Genomic DNA, 16068 nt, shown 5'->3' with positions numbered 1-16068 from the left:
AAAGCCGTGGGCAGCATTAGCACTACTGTTCAAAATCGTGAGCCCGACCATTGGTTTATGGCGTCTGCTCGGATAGAACAGCCGCGAGTCTCCAAGGTCGTTATAGCGGGTCGCAAAAGCGCCTTGGGTTTGCCGCAACATGGAAGCAAGACGTCTCAACAGTGCCCGGCGGGCGCTTGAGCGCCTTCGAACCGACCAAGGGCCCCGGTGCGCGAGATCATTCCAGCGCGATGGAAAAACAGGATCCAGAACTTCTTTCTGGACCTGGACGCGCGCATCGACTCGACGCTGTTCTCGTCGGGCAAGGGCTTGCGCGAACTCTATGAGCGCTACTCGACCTTCATGGACCGCTTCTATGTCGGCCGCTGGAAGCGCTGGGTCTTCATCGAACCTTTGTCTGAAGCCGCCACCATCGGCCTCGGCGGTTCGATCCTGATGCTGGCGCTGGCGGTGCCGGCGTTTCGCGAAACTGCCGACGATGACTGGCTGAAGAAGTCCGATCTCGCGGTGACGTTCCTCGACCGCTACGGCAATCCGATCGGCAGCCGCGGCATCAAGCACAACGACTCGATCCCGCTGGAAGATTTTCCGGACAATCTGATCAAGGCGACGCTTGCGACCGAAGACCGCCGCTTCTACGACCATTTCGGCATCGACATCGCCGGCACCGCGCGCGCGCTCTTGACCAACGCGCAGGCCGGCGGCGTGCGCCAGGGCGGTTCGTCGATCACGCAGCAATTGGCGAAGAACCTGTTCCTCAGCAATGAGCGCACGATCGAGCGCAAGGTCAACGAGGCGTTCCTCGCGGTGTGGCTCGAGACCCGCCTCACCAAGAATGAAATCCTGAAGCTCTATCTCGACCGCGCCTACATGGGCGGGGGCACCTTTGGCGTCGACGGTGCGGCGCATTTCTATTTCAACAAGTCGGCGCGCGACGTCAATCTGGCGGAGGCCGCGATGCTGGCCGGCCTGTTCAAGGCGCCGACCAAATACGCGCCGCACATCAACCTGCCCGCGGCGCGCGCCCGCGCCAACGTGGTGCTGGACAACCTCGTCGACGCCGGCTTCATGACCGAAGGCCAGGTGTTCGGTGCGCGGCGCAATCCGGCCTTCGCCGTCGACCGCCGCGACGAGGCTTCGCCGAACTATTATCTCGACTACGCCTTCGACGAGATGCGCAAGCTGGTCGATACGTTCCCGAAATCCTACACCGAACGCGTCTTCGTGGTCCGCACCGCGATCGACATGAACGTGCAGCGCGCCGCCGAAGAAGCCATCGAGAACCAGTTGCGCCAGTTCGGCCGCGACTATCACGCGACCCAGGCCGCCACCGTGGTCGCCGATCTCGACGGCGGCGTCCGCGCCATGGTCGGCGGACGCGACTATGGCGCAAGCCAGTTCAACCGTGCGGTCGATGCCTACCGGCAGCCCGGCTCGTCGTTCAAGCCCTATGTCTATTCGACCGCGCTGATGAGCGGCTTCACGCCGAACTCGACCGTGGTCGACGGCCCGGTCTGCCTCGGCAACTGGTGTCCGCAAAATTATGGCCACTCCTACTCCGGGACGGTGACCCTGACGCAGGCGATCACCCGCTCGATCAACGTGGTGCCGGTCAAGCTGTCGATCGCGATCGGCAATTATCCGAAGGGCCAGAATCCGAAAAACGAGTGGGAGGCCGCCAAGAGGGGCCGCGCCAAGATCGTGGAAGTGGCGCGCCGCTTCGGCATCAAGGCGCCGCTGCCGGATACGCCCTCACTGCCGATCGGCGCCGACGAAGTCACCGTGATCGAACATGCTGTCGCCTACGCGACCTTCCCCAACAAGGGCAAGTCAGTGACGCCGCACGCGGTGCTGGAAGTGCGAACCGGCGCCGGCGACCTGGTCTGGCGCTTCGACCGCGACGGCAAGAAGCCGCTGCAGGCGATCCCGGCCTCGGTCGCATCCGATATGGCGGGCATGATGAGCCACGTCGTCAGCGAAGGCACCGCGCGGCGCGCGGCGCTCGACGGCATTCCCACCGCCGGCAAGACCGGCACCACCAACGCGTATCGCGACGCCTGGTTCGTCGGCTATACCGGCAACTTCACCTGCGCGGTCTGGTACGGCAATGACGACTATTCGCCGACCAACCGCATGACCGGCGGCTCACTGCCGGCGCAGACCTGGCACGACATCATGGTCGCGGCGCATCAGGGCGTGGAAGTCCGGGAGATCCCGGGCATCGGCATGGGCACGAAACTGCCGCAACCGACGACGCCGGCGACGATCGCGGCCAACAACGCGCCGAAGGTGCTGGAGACCAAGCCGGGACCGCCGCCGGTCCTGACCAAGCGCGGCGCGGATATCCTGGTGCGCGTGGAAAAACTGCTCGACGAGGCCGGCAAGACCGCGGGCAAGACGTCGTCCAGCGATCAGGCGGCGCCGGTCTCGACGGGCGCGCTGGCGTTCCCGGAGAACTACGCAGCGGTGGGACCGGGCGACCAGACCGCGCCTGCGCCGCGGAAGAACTAGTGCAGTGAATTTGCGGAGCACTGGGCCGTGCGGCTGATCTTCATCACTTTGCTGGCGCTGATCCTCGCCACCGTGGTCGGCCTCGGCTCGACCTATCTGACGGCGACGCGCGGCACCGATCTCGGCACGCTGACGATCGGCGCCTGGACCGCACGGCCGAAAAGCGGCACCGCCGATGTCGATCCCTATTCGCGGGCGTCGATTGCCCGCAGCGGCGAATTGCCGATCGGCACCGGCGACGGCATCGCCTTCTCGGCGACCACCGACGACAAGAAGAAGCCGCTCGACGGCCGTTGCGACATCGTCGTCAGCGGGGTTACGCCGGCCGCGCGGTTCTGGACGCTGACGCTGTTCGACCGCAAGGGGCATCTGGTCGCCAATTCGCTGCAGCGTTACGGCTTCACCAGCCAGGAGATCATCCGCGGCTCCGACGGCGCGTTCGATATCCGCGTGGCCTCGCGTTCGCGCGCCGGAAACTGGCTGCCGACCGGCGGCATCGAACGTTACGCGCTGATGCTGCGGCTGTACGACACGCCGGTCGGGGTTGCGACGCGAACCCAGCGCGATGCGCCGATGCCCTCGATATCCACGGTGGGTTGCCCATGATCCGCCTCGTGTTCACCATCATCGCGGGCGTGCTGCTGGGCGGCGTGGTGCATCTCGTCAGCGTGCTGGCGTTGCCGCGGATCGCGAGCCAGGATGCCTATTCGCGCCTGACGCCGATGACCAAGCTCAACGCCGTGACGCCGCTGCCGCTGGCCGATCCGAACAACGCGCCGATGCCGTTCATGGATCCGGCCTTTGCGCTCGCGATCTGCCGCTACGATCTGTCGGGCGGGCCGATCAAGCTCACGGTGCCGGTCAGCCAGGCCTACACCTCGGTGTCGTTCTATACGCGCAACGAGGTTGCCTATTACGCCATCAACGACCGCTCGGCCGGCCGCAAGGTGATCGAACTCGATCTGATGACGGAAGCGCAACACAATGAATTGCCGGAAGATGAAGAGGTCACCGCCGCCGACCGGCTGATCATCGACTCCCCGACTGCCACCGGCCTGATCGTGCTGAAAGCAATGGCGCCGGAACCGGGCCTGATGCCGCAGGCGCAGGCCTCACTCGCGGCATCGAGCTGCAAGGTGCAGACCGATGCACCGGTCGCCAAGCAGGAAGAGCCGGCGCCCGCTCCGCCACCACCTCCGGCGCCGCGGGGCAGGCGCTAGTCAGCCGTCAGCGTGCCGCGAACCGCAGCGGCAATTCTCATAGTCGACGGGATCATGGCTGTTGACGATCGTCACGGCATCGCCGTGGGTTGCCTTTAGCGTCCGCAATCGATCCTGGTTGGCGATGCGCGTGGCGCGGTCCATATCGGCCTTGCGCTGAAACATACCCAGCACCAGCGGCATCCGTGGCGGCGTCTGCAATTGACCATGGAAGAAGTAGCTGTCGCCGGCGTGCAGCAACCATTTGTCCCTGGACCGCACGGCGATGCCGCAATGGCCCAGCGTATGGCCGGGCAGCGGGATCATCAGAATATCCGGTTCGCTATTTCCCAGTGCGCGCACGCCCTTGAAGCCGAACCAGTCTTCACCGCCTTCACCATAGAACGCCCAGTCGGGACCGTGCTGCCATTGATCAGTGATGTAGCGGCCCTTCGGCGCGGGGATTTTTTGCGACACCGCCATCTCGTATTCGCTGCGATGGACATGCACCTTCGCCTTCGGGAAATCCGGAACGCCGCCGGCATGATCGCGATCGAGATGCGTCAGCAAGAGATGCCTGACATCGCCGGGTGAATAGCCCAGCGACTTGACCTGCTGGATTGCGGTCTCGGCCGGATCGAGCCGCGGCGTCGTTTGCCGGACCCATTTGCGGCCGAGCCGCGGCGGATTTTTGATGTCGTCCAGCCCGATGCCGGTATCGACCAGCGCCAGCCCGTCATTGGTCTCGACCAGCAGGCAGTGACAAACCATCCGGGCGCGCTGGAAGATGCTGCCGGTGCCGTTCACGAGACGCCGCCCGATCGGGCACATGGTACCGGTGTTGAGATGGTGGATGCGCATGACGAATTCCCTGGCTGGAGGTCAGGTGCCCTGCTTGCCATCTGAATTTCCATAGGTAAAATATTCATATCAGATATCATCGATAGGATAGAACTATGGATATCCGCGAGCTTCGGTATTTCGCCTCGGTGTTCCGGGAACGTAACCTGACTGCTGCGGCCAAACGCTGCTTCATCTCGCAGCCCTCGATCTCGGCCGCGATCACCCATCTGGAAGCCGAGCTCGGCACCACGCTGTTCATCCGGCACAAGAAGGGCGTCGCGCCGACGGCGTCGGCCGAACAGTTTTACGCGGCGGCCCGCCGCATCATCGACGACACCGATGCTGCGCGAAATCTGTTCAGAAAGCCGTCGACCCGGCATGCGCTGACGCTCGGCCTGATGCGCACGCTGGATCAGCCCCGCACGATCGCCTTGCTGAAGCCGCTGACCGGCAATTCCGAGATTGCGCTCCGTCTGGTCGGCATCAAGGAAGCCGCGGATGCGCGGATCATTTCCAAGAACATCATCGACGCCGGCGAGCACTTCATTCCACTCTGGGTCGAACGCTATGTCGCAGCACTGCCGCCATCGCATCCGCTCGTTCTGAAAGAACGGCTTCGCACCTCGGACCTTGCCGGCATGCCGATGATCGATCGCTGCCACTGCGAGCAGAGCGCGTTCTTCGGCCGCAACGCATCGGCACGCCAGCCCGCGGCCATCGCCGAATCGGAGGACTGGGCGATGGCGCTGGTCGCCGCCGGCGTCGGCATTGCCATCGTTCCGGAAGGCGTGGCGCGCGCCAATCCCGACGTCGTCGTGCGCGAGATCGAGGTCGACGTGAAGCGTCAGGTCGGGCTTGCCTATAGCGCAGCCCGGCCGCCGTCAGATGCGTTGCAGAACTTTATCGCGAAACTTCAGAAGCAGCGCCCCAAAGCGGGCCGCGCCGGGCTTGCCACCAAGCGCAAGCGATAGTTTAGCCCTTCACCGTCACGGCGCGCCCGATCACGGGCTGGGCTGCCACCGGCGGATTGGCGGTTTGGGCTGCGAGTTCGCCGATCAGCCGGTCGGCTTCGGCGGCGATATTATCCGGCGCCTGGATCACCAGCCGCTCCAGCGCCCAGCGATAGGACGAGATCCGCCGCTCCAGGCATTGCTGGACCCACTGCACGATCAGGCTGTTCTCTTCCATGCGGGCGATCGCGTCGGCCCGTTCGGGCGGCGACAGCTCCGACACCATCTTGAGACTCGCATTGCGCTTGCGGTCTAGTTCGATCACGCGCGCGGCCGAGGCGAAGAATGGCTCGAACCGGGTGATGTCGTCGCGCACGTCCTCGATCAACTGCTGATAGCGCGAGGTGTGCGAGCGGTGCGGCTCGTCGATCAGGGTGCGCCCGTAGGTGGTGCGGTCGAACACGACCTTCTGCCGCCACGGCGAAGGCAGCGGCTGGTAGTCACCGAACACGCTCTTCCAGGCCGGGCGCGAATGCGGCGGCTCGATCAGGGGATATGCGAGATCACGCAGCTGGCGTTCATTGTCGGTGAGCTGGAACTGCGACGCCTTGAGGCCGACGCTGCCGGTCACCTCGGCGCCCAACCAGCTGTGCATGTCGTCGTTGCGAAAGTCCTGGCGGGTACGGCCGAAATCGCCGCCGCTGCAGCCGCCTAGGGCTGCGCCGATCAAGCAGAGAGCGAGAGCCGGTAGTGATCGCCGAACTCCGGTAGTCCGGATCGGAAGGCACATCTCCGGCATTTTCAAACGTCCAATGTCAGGGGCGCCGACGGCGACGGCGACCGGGTGCTGCACCTTCTTCCGGTCCACGCCCACCGCTCGTACCGTCGGTGCCGCGTTCGATCCGGACAACGGGAAGGATCAGCAAGGTTCCCAGCCCCTCGCGTGACGCGCCATCCATGCCCGGCCGCCGCGAAGCCGCATCCGCCGGAAATTCAATGATGGTGCACATGTTCCGTTCTCTTTCGTTGCCGCGCGGACATCATCTGGCCGGCGACATGCCATCATTAAGAACAGCATGTGGTTAACGGCATGTTAATTTATGGACAGGGCCGATTACGGATCAGCCGCTGTGGTCGTTCGACACCCCGCCAATTTTATCCGATTTCTTCACCGGTTGTTTTCCTTAACCGACTCTTAAAGCCGCCCGCGTAGGCTGGGGGTTAGAACCTCCAAAGTCGCGTACGCTGACATGACTGCAACTCCCCTGTTTCCGGGTTTCGACGGCTTGATGACGCTCTCGCGCCGCGAGGGCGTCGATATCCGCCCTACTTTGCTGCGCGTGCTGACCGATCTCTATGTTCAGGCCAACTCCCATTCCGGCGACGAGGAGCGGCAATTCATCGAATTGACCTCCCGCCTGATCGAAGAGGTCGACGACGCCACCCGCGCGGCCGTGCGGGCCCGGCTTGCGGTCTATCCGGCGACCCCGGCTGAAATTTTGAACAAGCTCGGATTACGGCGTTCCGACCCCGGCCAGATCGTGCCGGTCGCATCGGCGATTCCCACGTTCCCGGCGGAAACGCCGCCGCTCAAGGCGCCGACCGAAGCGCAGTTGCGGATGGCATCGAATTTGTCGATGCGGCCGAACGATGCCGCCGAAATCAGCGACATGTTTTTCGCAGCCAGCGCCAGCGAGCGCGCGCTGATCCTGCACAATCTCAATGCAACACCGCTGAAGGCTTCGGCGCGGATTCCGGCTGCCCGCGCCGCGCGCGCCATCGAGACGCTGGAGATGGCAGCGTTTGCCGAAGACAGCGAAAACTTCATCCTCGAGCTCGGCGATGCCTTGATCCTGCCGACGCGGATCGCTGCCCAGGTGGTCAACGACCCCGGCGGCGAACCGCTGGCCGCGGCGATGCGCGCGCTGGATATGCCAAGCGCGGTTTTCCAGCGGGTGCTGATGTTCCTCAATCCCGAATTCGGCTCCTCGGTGCACAATGTCTACCGGCTGTCGCGGCTTTACGACCGCCTGAGCGAACGATCCGCCCTGGTCATGCTGGCGGCGTGGCGTGGCTCGACCATGGCGGTCACCCGCGCCAAATATCGCCCCTCGCTTTACGACGACGAGCGCAACCGCGCGCGCACAGCGCCCGCGCAAACGCGTCCGGCCGTGCAGCCGGGCACCGCACCCGCTGTAAGAACGGGCACGGATGGCTCGGGGCGCTAAGTTGATGCGAGCTTGATGAAGGCCAGATAGTTGGCCGCGAGCATCGCAGGTTACCGGCCCCAGAACGCCGGCGTCGCCTTGAACCGCCGCCATCTCCTGCGCAACGTTTTCGTCACCGCCATCTGATCGCGGGCTTGCCAGCCGGCCACCGCCCCGATGGCGAGATGAAGCTCAGGCTGGTCGTCCTGCCGGATGGCATCGAGCAGGATGCGGGTGCTTGCGATGTCGCGCACGCGTCCCAGACTGGCCTGGAGCCTGGCGAGCCGCCTCACGTAGCGCTTCGCGGGCGCATGGGTGGCATAAAGCGGCAGGAAGAACTCCGCCGCATAGCGCAATTTCTTGAGATCGATTCTGAGATCGTGCTGCGCACCGATGTTGAGCTGCCGGAAATGCGCGCCACGCTTGAGGGCCTTGCGATGCAATCGTGCCAGAATTTTATCGGCAAGCGTCGGTATCGGTTGCGACAGGACGGCCAGCGCTTCGCTGTCGACCTCGTTGCGCCAGCCGCGGCGTTCTACCAAATGCCCCAGCGAGAGCAGGAAGCGGCTGCAACGGGGATCGGCGAGAACGATCTGCAACGTGGCGTAGCTCGACTTGCGCTGCCGTTCGACCGCCTCGCGCAGGCCGCCGAGGTTGACCTCCGGAGCCGCCGTGACCAGGCGAGTGGTGGTCGCCTCGGCGAATACATCCCAATCCCGCGCCGGGCCGAGCTGCTGCATCAGCCACTTCGCCTCGCTGTTGACCGCCTGGAATGCGGGCGACGGAATATCGCGCCGGAACAGCGCACAGATCGTCCGCAAACGCCGCAAGGCGACGCGCATCTGGTGCACGCCTTCGGGGTCCGATCCCTCCTCCGCCACCCTGTGATTTTTAAGAAGATGATGCCAGCAGGACCCCACCAGGAGTGCGATGACGTCGTCGACCACATGCTCCGCGGTAACGCTGAATGACTCAGCTTTCGCCGCAGACTGCACCACGTCGAATGCGAGCGCATAGCCGCGTTCCGCCTTGCTGCGCGTGCCGACCCGTAGCGGCGCAGCGTCGAGCAACTGCGTTCCGAGATCGAACAAGACGCCGGCATTGCCACTCTTCAATTCGAGTTCGATTTCCGACAGGACTTGCTGGCGCGCACCGGCCTCGATCGTCCCCTCGTCGAATGCGATTTCAACCGACGCATCGGGCAGGTCGAGCTGCCGCGCATGCCGGCGAACTTTGGTGGCGAAAACCGGCACCAGTGCGTCGTTGGTCAGTGTCGTCACGGGATCACCGACCTCGTCGGCGGGAAGCCGCGCCAGATCAGGGGTGATGCCGTCAACCGGCGCTTCCCACTGCCGTCGCGCCAGCGGTTGCCCGCTATTGGGTGGAAGCTTCAGTGTCTGGATGAAGTGCTTGCCGCTGTGTCGCACGCGCAGCGACATGCCATGTTGGAACAGCAGCCGCTCCGGCGTGTCGTAGTACACCGTTTCCAGCCGGTGAAACGCACCCCGGTTGCGCGCATGCTGCACGATGACGGGCGCCTCGCGCAGTTTTTCGAGGGCTCCTTGCGGCGCAAGCAGCTTAAGTTCAATTTCCGCACCCGGGCGCACAGCAATGCCAGTGCCCGCATCGCTCGCGATTGGCTGCCGCGCGTTCAACGATATCTCCATCGGGATGGCGTATGAAGATTTTATGACAACGACAAGGCATATCCTAATAATCCAAGGGAGATGAGTCGCGAATTGACGCGGAGGCTACGCGGTGAAGTTGTGCGACGCCACGATGCTGCAAGCCAAAGTCGAGGAATGCCTCACTGTTGCGGAAGACCCTCAGCGGCCTCCCGGACTTTGCTCATGCGCCGCAGCGCAGTCGCGACCGGCCCGATTCAGCAGGTAACGTGAAAAAGGCCGATCTTCTTCGCATGCGAATTGTTGAACGTGCGAATCGCCTCGGGAGTCGGCTGCAACAGGACCGTGCAACCCTTTTTCGCAAAATACGCCTCAGCTTCCGGAGACAGATGCACGTTGCCCATCTGACCCGAGCCAAGAACCAGCTGCTCGCATCCCTTCTCAAAGACGAACTTCGCTTCGTCCTTCGAGAGGACATGCGAGGTGCCGTAGTACCGCTTCGACAGCTTTTTCTTCCGCCTTGCCACTTCGCCGGACAGACGAATGATCACGTCGTGTTCATAGGTCTTTCCGTCAATCGTGATAGTGCCAAATGCAGTGCGTTCGATCTCCAGGGCCTCACCTCCCTATGATCTCGGCACGAGGCCCTGACTCCGAGTCGGCAGACCAGCCTGGCATCGATGTCGGGGCTCCGTTGCTTCGTGTCGCTCGCCAGACCTCAGCCGCTCCGCCCATGTCGGCAAGGTTCGGCGGCGGCGAGCAACCGCGCTATGGGCGCCCAGGGGTTGCTCCCTTCCCTAGGTATGGCAAAGCCACCATCCCGCAACTGCGAGACCGGGCTGGGTGTATTGGGCGCTACTCACCCCGGAATGGGTCAGCGTGCTTGTAGTTTTTCGACCTGCCGCTCGTTCGGTAGAGACGAACTAAATTAATTGGGCTCAACGGAATGAAGGCTGTGAAATCGACGCTTTTTCATGAAAATTTCGATGCGCAGGGACTAGCGACTGCCCTCTCGCGTGAGTAATTTAATACCAACTCTTCCGAATCGGGGGAGGCTTACATGCTTGCTGAGAAATTTTTTCTGTGTCTTGAAACGCTTATGAGCCACGCCGCCGACGGCGGTCCGATCGTGGTAAGCAGCGTGCCACACATTCCGGTCGGTTGTGCCGTTCAGGAAACTGGTTTGAGCGGCCGTGACGTTGGCATGTCGTCGGGGCATATTTCGCCCGATGAAAAAGTCCGACGTCCAATGCCCTGATTGCGCGGCAGGCTACCGGCGTATCGAGCTAACCTCCAAAGGAGGGCGAAGCGGGTGCCTACCGCCGTCAAGTGTGTGACCGCCTTCTTGAGGTGTCTGAAGGCACCACTTAAGTCGCCTATCGGCTGACTACCACGCCCGAAAGAATTTTTGAAAGGCGGAGATAATCGGCTTTCAGCTCCGGCGCCATGCACTCGAAAGCCGCTTGTGAGAAGCACGCCTGAAAGCGTGGTGCCGCCGCCTGAACCGAGTTTCGAAGCGGAGCGCGGGTGTGCGTCCGGTCTCACACTTCACTGCATTTGGAAGCTGGCCACGAGCGACACGTTCGAATGAGCCCTAAGCGTTGGCCAAATCCAGAAAGTGCCGCCCTGCCCGGTCCTCGGTCTCGACGATCCAGGCATCCGGGTCGAAGCGGATTTCCTTGGCGAGACGTTCTTCCACCGATTGCTCCGGCACCGGCTGCGGCGATGCCGCGGTAAAGATGCGTTCGGCCGGACGGCTCTCGTCATAGACCGTCTGCGGCGCGGGCGCATAGAGCATGGCATTGCCGTCAAGCGTCGCCACCTTGACGAAGACAGCACCGGCTTCTTCCGCGCCGCGCCGGCGTACGGCGCCGAAGATGCCCTCGGTTTGACAGCGGCGCAGATAGGCCGCCACCCAGATACTTGATTTCAATCGCATGGGGCCGACGATAGGCCAGCGGATATTTTGAAGCTAGTACCCTGATCCCCAGGCCGCGCGGCTGCCGCCGGGGTCAGCGACGTCGTCTGTTTGAGCTTGTATCGCGGGGACAAGTTACGCACACTTCGCCGTAAGGGAGGAGGTAGAAGCGGGATGGCTGATCAAAATGATGATGGTCTCCTGGCCCCGGCCGAGCGGGATCTGCGGCTCGATCTGGTGCGGGGCATCGGACAATGGATGGTCTTTCTCGATCACATCCCCTACGACATCGTCAGCTGGTTGACGCTGCGCAACTACGGTTTCAGCGACGCCGCTGAATTCTTCGTTTTCATTTCCGGATATACCGCCGGCTTCGTCTACGGCCCGGCGGTTGCCAACGGACAGCTCCTCGCCGCCACCAAGCGACTACTGAAGCGGGCCTGGCATCTCTACGTCGCGCATATTTTCCTGTTTCTGTTTTTTGTTGCGCAGATCGCGCGCGCCGCTCGCCGCTTCGACAATCCGATGTACGGCAATGAGTACAACATCTTTCTGTTTCTCGAGCACCCCGACGTGATGATAGGGCAAACCCTGATGTTGAAGTTCAAGCCCGTCGATCTCGACGTGCTGCCGCTCTATATCGTGCTGGTACTCGCGTTGCCGGCGATCCTGTGGGGCCTCGTCAAAATTCCACGCTGGACCCTGCTCGGCTCCTCGGTCCTTTACGTACTGGCACGTTATTTCGACTGGAATCTGCCTTCGTTTCCGGGAGGAAACTGGTACTTCAATCCGTTCGCGTGGCAGCTGCTGTTCGTGTTCGGGACCTGGTGCGGCCTTAACGGAGCCGCGGAGATTGCGGCATTGATCCGGTCGCGCGCCGTGCTGATCCTGGCCCTCGTCTGGATCGCGTTCTCGTTCCTGATCGTGATGACCTGGCACCTTCCGGCGCTGGACGCGATGATTCCGAAATGGATGATCCATGTCATCTATCCGATCGACAAATCCGATCTCGACATGTTCCGGCTGATCCACTTCCTGGCGCTGGCGGTAGTGTTCGTGCGGTATGTGCCGCGCAACTGGCCGGCCCTGCGTTCAAACCTGCTGCGCCCGCTCGTTCTCGTCGGGCAGCACTCGCTGCCGATCTTCTGCCTCGGCGTATTCCTGTCATTCGCCGCGCACTGGTTCCTTGTCCAGATCGAAGGCGATATCGCCGCCCAGATCGTCGTCAGCGTTGCCGGTATGGCGGCGATGGTGGGCGTGGCCTGGGTATTGGACAAGTTCAAGGCGCTCCCGGATCACTTCGCGCCGCGCAAGGCAGCCGCACCGGAAACGGCGTAACGTGGCCTAGTCGATCGGATGCCCGATCATCGCAGCGAGCTCCTTCACCACGCGTTCCGATATCTGTCCGGTCACCGGGAGCTTGCGGTCGCGCTCGAATTTCGAGATCGCGGCCTGGGTGTCCGAACCGATGGTGCCGGTCGGCCTCAACTGGCCGTAGCCATATTCGGTGAGCGCGCGCTGCACCGCCGCTATGCGGTGCGCGGCGGTGGATTGGGTGATGTCGCCATGGGACGGGATCGGCGCCGGCGGCCGCGCGACGTTCAAAGCAGCAATGGGAGCAGCGCTGGTCGGTTTGACCACCGGATTGGCCGCGTTGGAAGTTGCAGCGGGAGCCGAACTGGTCGATTTAACCACCAGATTGGTCATGGGATCTGAGGTCTTGGGATCTGAGTTCTTCACCTCAACCGGTTTGGCCTCGACCGCCTTCGGTTCTGCCGGCGCGGGCTCTGCGGGTCTCACCGCAACTTCGACCGGGCGCGGACGCGGCAACGGGCTTGCGACGGCTACCGGGGGCGCGGGCTGCGGCAGCGTGACGACCGATCCGCCGAACATTGGCGACGGATGACGGCCGGCCTGCAGGAACAGCGCGTTGGTGATGATGGCCAAGACTGCGGCGACAGCCAGCGCGCCGGCCACCATATCCTTCGGACTGTGCAGCAGGATGCGCATCACAAGGCCGCGTTCCTCCTCGGCTTCGATCGCAACCGCCTTCGCGCCACGCCGGCGGCGGGGCATCAAATCGTCATCGGCAATCTTTCTAGGCACTTTTCTTCACCTGATGGGCTTGGTCTTGTAATCCGGACCGCAGCGCCGGCTTCAGCGTCGCGATATTGCTCGACGGCTCTCGCGCCTGTGGTGCGAACGAAAGCGGCAACGCAACGGTCACCGTGGTTCCCTCGCCGACCTTGCTCTGCACATTGATCTCGCCATTATGCAATCCGACCAGGCCTTTCACGATCGACAATCCGAGGCCGGTGCCTTCGTGCTTGCGCTGATAGGTCTTGCCGGCCTGGAAGAAGGGATCGCCGATCCGCTTGAGGTCGTCGGCGGCGATGCCGACCCCGGTGTCGGCGACGCGCAGCATCAGACGCGATCCCTCGACCACGGCCGAGACCGTCACGCTGCCGCCGCGCTCGGTGAACTTGATGGCGTTGGCGACGAGGTTCAGCGCGATTTGCTTGAATGCGCGCGGATCGCCGTTCATGACGGGCAAATCTTCCGGCGCGCGGGTGACGAGATCGACGCCGCTTTCCCGCGCCTTCAGCGCCAGCAGGTTGCAGCAGTTGAGCAGGGCTGCGCGCGGCGCGAACGGTTCCGGCGATATCTCGAAATTACCCGTTTCCATCTTGGACATGTCGAGGATGCCGTTGACCACCGACAGCAGATGCTGGCCGGAATCGTTGATCAGCTGCGCATATTCCTTGCGGCGCGCAGCATCGATCATCAGCACGTCCTCCTGCACGATCATCTCGGAAAATCCGATGATGGCGTTCAGCGGCGTGCGCAGTTCGTGGCTCATGGTGGCAAGGAAGCGGGTCTTGGACGCATCCGCCTGTTCTGCGGCGATGCGCGCCAGTTCGAGCGCCTCTTCCTGGACCTTGCGGTCGGTGACGTCGCGCATGACGGCGACGACCTCCGCTTCATCAGATGCCTGCTCGAGCGGCCGGCACCGCATCTCGACCCAGATGAAATCGGCGGGTTGGTTCTGGCCGCGGACGGCATCGCGCCGCAGCCGGAACTCGACGCTGCGCGCCTCGCCGCCCCGCGCGGCATCCGACAGCGCGGTCAGATAGGCCGGGCGATCGGCGACATGAACGCGGTCGAACAGGCCATGGCCGAGCAGCCGGGCGACCGGCGCCCCGACCATGGTCTCGGCGGCGGGCGAAACGAACTGCACCGCGCCGTTGCGGCTATGACGCGAAATCATGTCGCTCATATTGCGTGCCAGCAGGCGGTAGCGGTCTTCCTCAACATAGAGCAAGGACACGGTGGTGCGCGCCAGCGATTCGGCGCCGAAGGCAAGGCCGGCCGCATAGAAGATCGCCGATACCACGCCGAACCCGGTCAGTGCGCCGCGCAGCGCGGTGCCAAGATCCGGCACCGGCAGCAGGTGGTAATGGCCGAGCACGATCAAAAGCGCCGCGCACGACATCGCCAGTGCGAACGAAAACGCTACCACGCGGCGCGAGGCCGAGAGCGCGGCCTCGAGCGGAATGACGATCAGCCAGACCGCGGCAAAGGATTCGATGCCGCCGGTGGCCGCCGCGACCGCCATGACGAAACCCGCCAGCGCCAGCGACGACAGCACATGTGCGCCTTCGTAACGGCCGGTACGCGACAGAAACCACGACAATAGAATGGGTGCGATCAGCCAGGCGAATGCGGCGACCTCGAGTGCGGTGGGCGCGCCGCGCATCGCGAGAAATACCGGAAATGCCGCAAGCAGGGCGAGGCTGCCGAGCAACCGCGGCGCCATGAAGGCGCGATGACGCGCGCGCGTCAACGCGTCATAGCGCGCCGACGGGTGCAGCAGCGCATCGAGACAGTCGCGGATGATACTCAAAACACTCACGGTTACTTGCGCTTCGGCTTGTTGGTCGAACAGACGCGCCGGAACGCCCCCTTTATCTTTGCCCCACCGTGTCAGAGCGAACTTAAGCGAACACTAAGGTGCGGCGGCCGGCCGCCAAACACCTGACATTCGCGGGGGTTTGACGCAGGATGCGATGCGCATTCGACGCGGATGGTGAACGTCGGGTTTCCAGCGCGTTCGCGCTATGGTTTCGAAATGGTGGACGCGCAGGGCGAGCGGAGTTCACGCGCCAAGATGATATCAATCGAAAATTTACATCGAATCAAATCAGTCGGATTTTCAGCCAATTTTCGGCGAGTTTACCTCAATGCAAACACTTACGATTTATCGACGGCTGCTAGTCAGGAGCAAACGGCGGCATCAACCGCAATTCAACCAAAAGAAATCATCGGGGTCGCGAGATGTTTTTCCTGCTTCGCATGGCATTCTGGCTCGGGCTTGTGCTCGTGCTGTTGCCCAGGGAAAAGACACCTGCATCGGACAAGATGCCGCAGATCGGCGCGTCCGAGGCCGTATCGGCTGCGACCGCAGCCGTGTCCGACATGAGCCAATTCTGCAAGCGCCAGCCGGCGGCCTGCGAAGTCGGCGGGCAGGCCGCAACCGCCATCGGCCAGCGCGCGACCGAGGGCGCCCGCAAGCTGTATCAGATCATCACCGACAAGAAGGCGCCCGATCACACCGGCTCGATCAGCGGTGGCGAGAATATCGACGCTCCGCTCACCGTCGCAGCGCCCCGCGACACGCTGACGCTGGACGATATGACCGTCGAATGGCGCGTGCCGCCGGCGCCGTGACCGCAAATTAGGCGCGGAACTGGTTCCATTTTCGTCGCTTTCGGCCGCCTGCGATCCTATATAACGGTTTCAGGATTGGACCCAGGC

16 protein-coding genes are annotated in these 16068 nt (G+C 63.2%); 8 read left to right on the top strand and 8 right to left on the bottom strand.

The features are described 5' to 3' along the window. The first annotated feature begins 207 nt into the window (after window positions 1-207). The 3 genes from NL528_RS16945 to NL528_RS16935 are packed head-to-tail and all read left to right on the top strand — an operon-like array spanning window position 208 to window position 3731. The gene (locus NL528_RS16945; protein WP_309183826.1) at window positions 208-2511 is read left to right on the top strand and encodes a PBP1A family penicillin-binding protein; all 2304 of its coding nucleotides are present in this window, start codon (window positions 208-210) and stop codon (window positions 2509-2511) included. A 27-nt stretch (window positions 2512-2538) separates the two neighbouring features. Then, window positions 2539-3117, top strand: coding sequence for a DUF1214 domain-containing protein (locus NL528_RS16940; RefSeq protein WP_309183825.1), 579 nt, complete (start codon window positions 2539-2541; stop codon window positions 3115-3117). Next, window positions 3114-3731 (top strand): DUF1254 domain-containing protein, encoded by a 618-nt coding sequence (locus NL528_RS16935; protein WP_309183824.1) that lies wholly within the window; start codon window positions 3114-3116, stop codon window positions 3729-3731. The genes NL528_RS16940 and NL528_RS16935 overlap by 4 nt, the downstream gene beginning before the upstream one ends. Here the strand turns inward: NL528_RS16935 and NL528_RS16930 are convergent, their stop codons facing one another. Continuing rightward, complete coding sequence (locus tag NL528_RS16930) at window positions 3732-4571, bottom strand: MBL fold metallo-hydrolase (protein WP_309183823.1); 840 nt, start codon at window positions 4569-4571, stop codon at window positions 3732-3734. It lies immediately after the preceding gene. Between the two features lie 95 nt (window positions 4572-4666). Between NL528_RS16930 and NL528_RS16925 the strand changes: the two genes are divergently transcribed. Next, on the top strand, window positions 4667-5524 hold the full coding sequence (locus NL528_RS16925; RefSeq protein ID WP_309183822.1) for a LysR family transcriptional regulator: 858 nt from the start codon (window positions 4667-4669) through the stop codon (window positions 5522-5524). A gap of 1 nt (window position 5525) precedes the next feature. Here NL528_RS16925 and NL528_RS16920 read toward each other — a convergent pair whose 3' ends face one another. Further along, a complete protein-coding gene (locus NL528_RS16920; protein WP_375144058.1) occupies window positions 5526-6293 on the bottom strand; it encodes a hypothetical protein in 768 nt (255 codons plus the stop codon). 25 nt (window positions 6294-6318) lie between these two features. Beyond that, window positions 6319-6513, bottom strand: a complete 195-nt coding sequence (locus NL528_RS16915) for a hypothetical protein (RefSeq protein ID WP_309183821.1) — start codon at window positions 6511-6513, stop codon at window positions 6319-6321. 240 nt (window positions 6514-6753) lie between these two features. Between NL528_RS16915 and NL528_RS16910 the strand changes: the two genes are divergently transcribed. Beyond that, window positions 6754-7731 (top strand): DUF2336 domain-containing protein, encoded by a 978-nt coding sequence (locus NL528_RS16910; protein ID WP_309183820.1) that lies wholly within the window; start codon window positions 6754-6756, stop codon window positions 7729-7731. A gap of 50 nt (window positions 7732-7781) precedes the next feature. Here NL528_RS16910 and NL528_RS16905 read toward each other — a convergent pair whose 3' ends face one another. Together NL528_RS16905 and NL528_RS16900 are read right to left on the bottom strand one after the other, a co-directional pair. Further along, the gene (locus NL528_RS16905) at window positions 7782-9365 is read right to left on the bottom strand and encodes a CHAD domain-containing protein (RefSeq protein WP_309183819.1); all 1584 of its coding nucleotides are present in this window, start codon (window positions 9363-9365) and stop codon (window positions 7782-7784) included. A 227-nt stretch (window positions 9366-9592) separates the two neighbouring features. Next, window positions 9593-9886, bottom strand: a complete 294-nt coding sequence (locus NL528_RS16900; RefSeq protein WP_309183818.1) for an MTH938/NDUFAF3 family protein — start codon at window positions 9884-9886, stop codon at window positions 9593-9595. A 509-nt stretch (window positions 9887-10395) separates the two neighbouring features. Between NL528_RS16900 and NL528_RS16895 the strand changes: the two genes are divergently transcribed. Continuing rightward, on the top strand, window positions 10396-10593 hold the full coding sequence (locus NL528_RS16895; protein ID WP_309183817.1) for a hypothetical protein: 198 nt from the start codon (window positions 10396-10398) through the stop codon (window positions 10591-10593). Between the two features lie 336 nt (window positions 10594-10929). Here NL528_RS16895 and NL528_RS16890 read toward each other — a convergent pair whose 3' ends face one another. Further along, the gene (locus NL528_RS16890; protein ID WP_309183816.1) at window positions 10930-11274 is read right to left on the bottom strand and encodes a DUF1491 family protein; all 345 of its coding nucleotides are present in this window, start codon (window positions 11272-11274) and stop codon (window positions 10930-10932) included. Between the two features lie 153 nt (window positions 11275-11427). Between NL528_RS16890 and NL528_RS16885 the strand changes: the two genes are divergently transcribed. Next, window positions 11428-12591 (top strand): OpgC domain-containing protein, encoded by a 1164-nt coding sequence (locus NL528_RS16885; RefSeq protein WP_309183815.1) that lies wholly within the window; start codon window positions 11428-11430, stop codon window positions 12589-12591. A gap of 6 nt (window positions 12592-12597) precedes the next feature. On the opposite strand, the gene NL528_RS16880 is transcribed toward NL528_RS16885, so the two are convergent. After that, window positions 12598-13359: a peptidoglycan-binding protein gene (locus tag NL528_RS16880; protein WP_309183814.1), complete on the bottom strand. Its 762-nt coding sequence runs from the start codon at window positions 13357-13359 to the stop codon at window positions 12598-12600. Beyond that, a complete protein-coding gene (locus tag NL528_RS16875; RefSeq protein ID WP_309183812.1) occupies window positions 13352-15166 on the bottom strand; it encodes an ATP-binding protein in 1815 nt (604 codons plus the stop codon). Before NL528_RS16875 ends, NL528_RS16880 begins: the two co-directional genes overlap by 8 nt. A 422-nt stretch (window positions 15167-15588) precedes the next feature. Between NL528_RS16875 and NL528_RS16870 the strand changes: the two genes are divergently transcribed. After that, complete coding sequence (locus NL528_RS16870; RefSeq protein ID WP_309183811.1) at window positions 15589-15981, top strand: DUF5330 domain-containing protein; 393 nt, start codon at window positions 15589-15591, stop codon at window positions 15979-15981. Window positions 15982-16068: the final 87 nt, after the last annotated feature.

The organism is Bradyrhizobium sp. Ash2021, from assembly GCF_031202265.1.
GTDB lineage: Bacteria > Pseudomonadota > Alphaproteobacteria > Rhizobiales > Xanthobacteraceae > Bradyrhizobium.
Note: the sequence above shows the minus strand (reverse complement) of the source record. Positions and strands in the feature narration are given on the sequence as shown.

Coding starts and splice junctions, on each gene's coding strand:
- NL528_RS16935 (WP_309183824.1), top strand. CDS start 3,114: ATGATCCGCCTCGTGTTCACCATCATCGCGGGCGTGCTGCTGGGCGGC.
- NL528_RS16930 (WP_309183823.1), bottom strand. CDS start 4,571: ATGCGCATCCACCATCTCAACACCGGTACCATGTGCCCGATCGGGCGG.
- NL528_RS16925 (WP_309183822.1), top strand. CDS start 4,667: ATGGATATCCGCGAGCTTCGGTATTTCGCCTCGGTGTTCCGGGAACGT.
- NL528_RS16920 (WP_375144058.1), bottom strand. CDS start 6,293: ATGTGCCTTCCGATCCGGACTACCGGAGTTCGGCGATCACTACCGGCT.
- NL528_RS16915 (WP_309183821.1), bottom strand. CDS start 6,513: ATGTGCACCATCATTGAATTTCCGGCGGATGCGGCTTCGCGGCGGCCG.
- NL528_RS16910 (WP_309183820.1), top strand. CDS start 6,754: ATGACTGCAACTCCCCTGTTTCCGGGTTTCGACGGCTTGATGACGCTC.
- NL528_RS16895 (WP_309183817.1), top strand. CDS start 10,396: ATGCTTGCTGAGAAATTTTTTCTGTGTCTTGAAACGCTTATGAGCCAC.
- NL528_RS16890 (WP_309183816.1), bottom strand. CDS start 11,274: ATGCGATTGAAATCAAGTATCTGGGTGGCGGCCTATCTGCGCCGCTGT.
- NL528_RS16885 (WP_309183815.1), top strand. CDS start 11,428: ATGGCTGATCAAAATGATGATGGTCTCCTGGCCCCGGCCGAGCGGGAT.
- NL528_RS16870 (WP_309183811.1), top strand. CDS start 15,589: ATGTTTTTCCTGCTTCGCATGGCATTCTGGCTCGGGCTTGTGCTCGTG.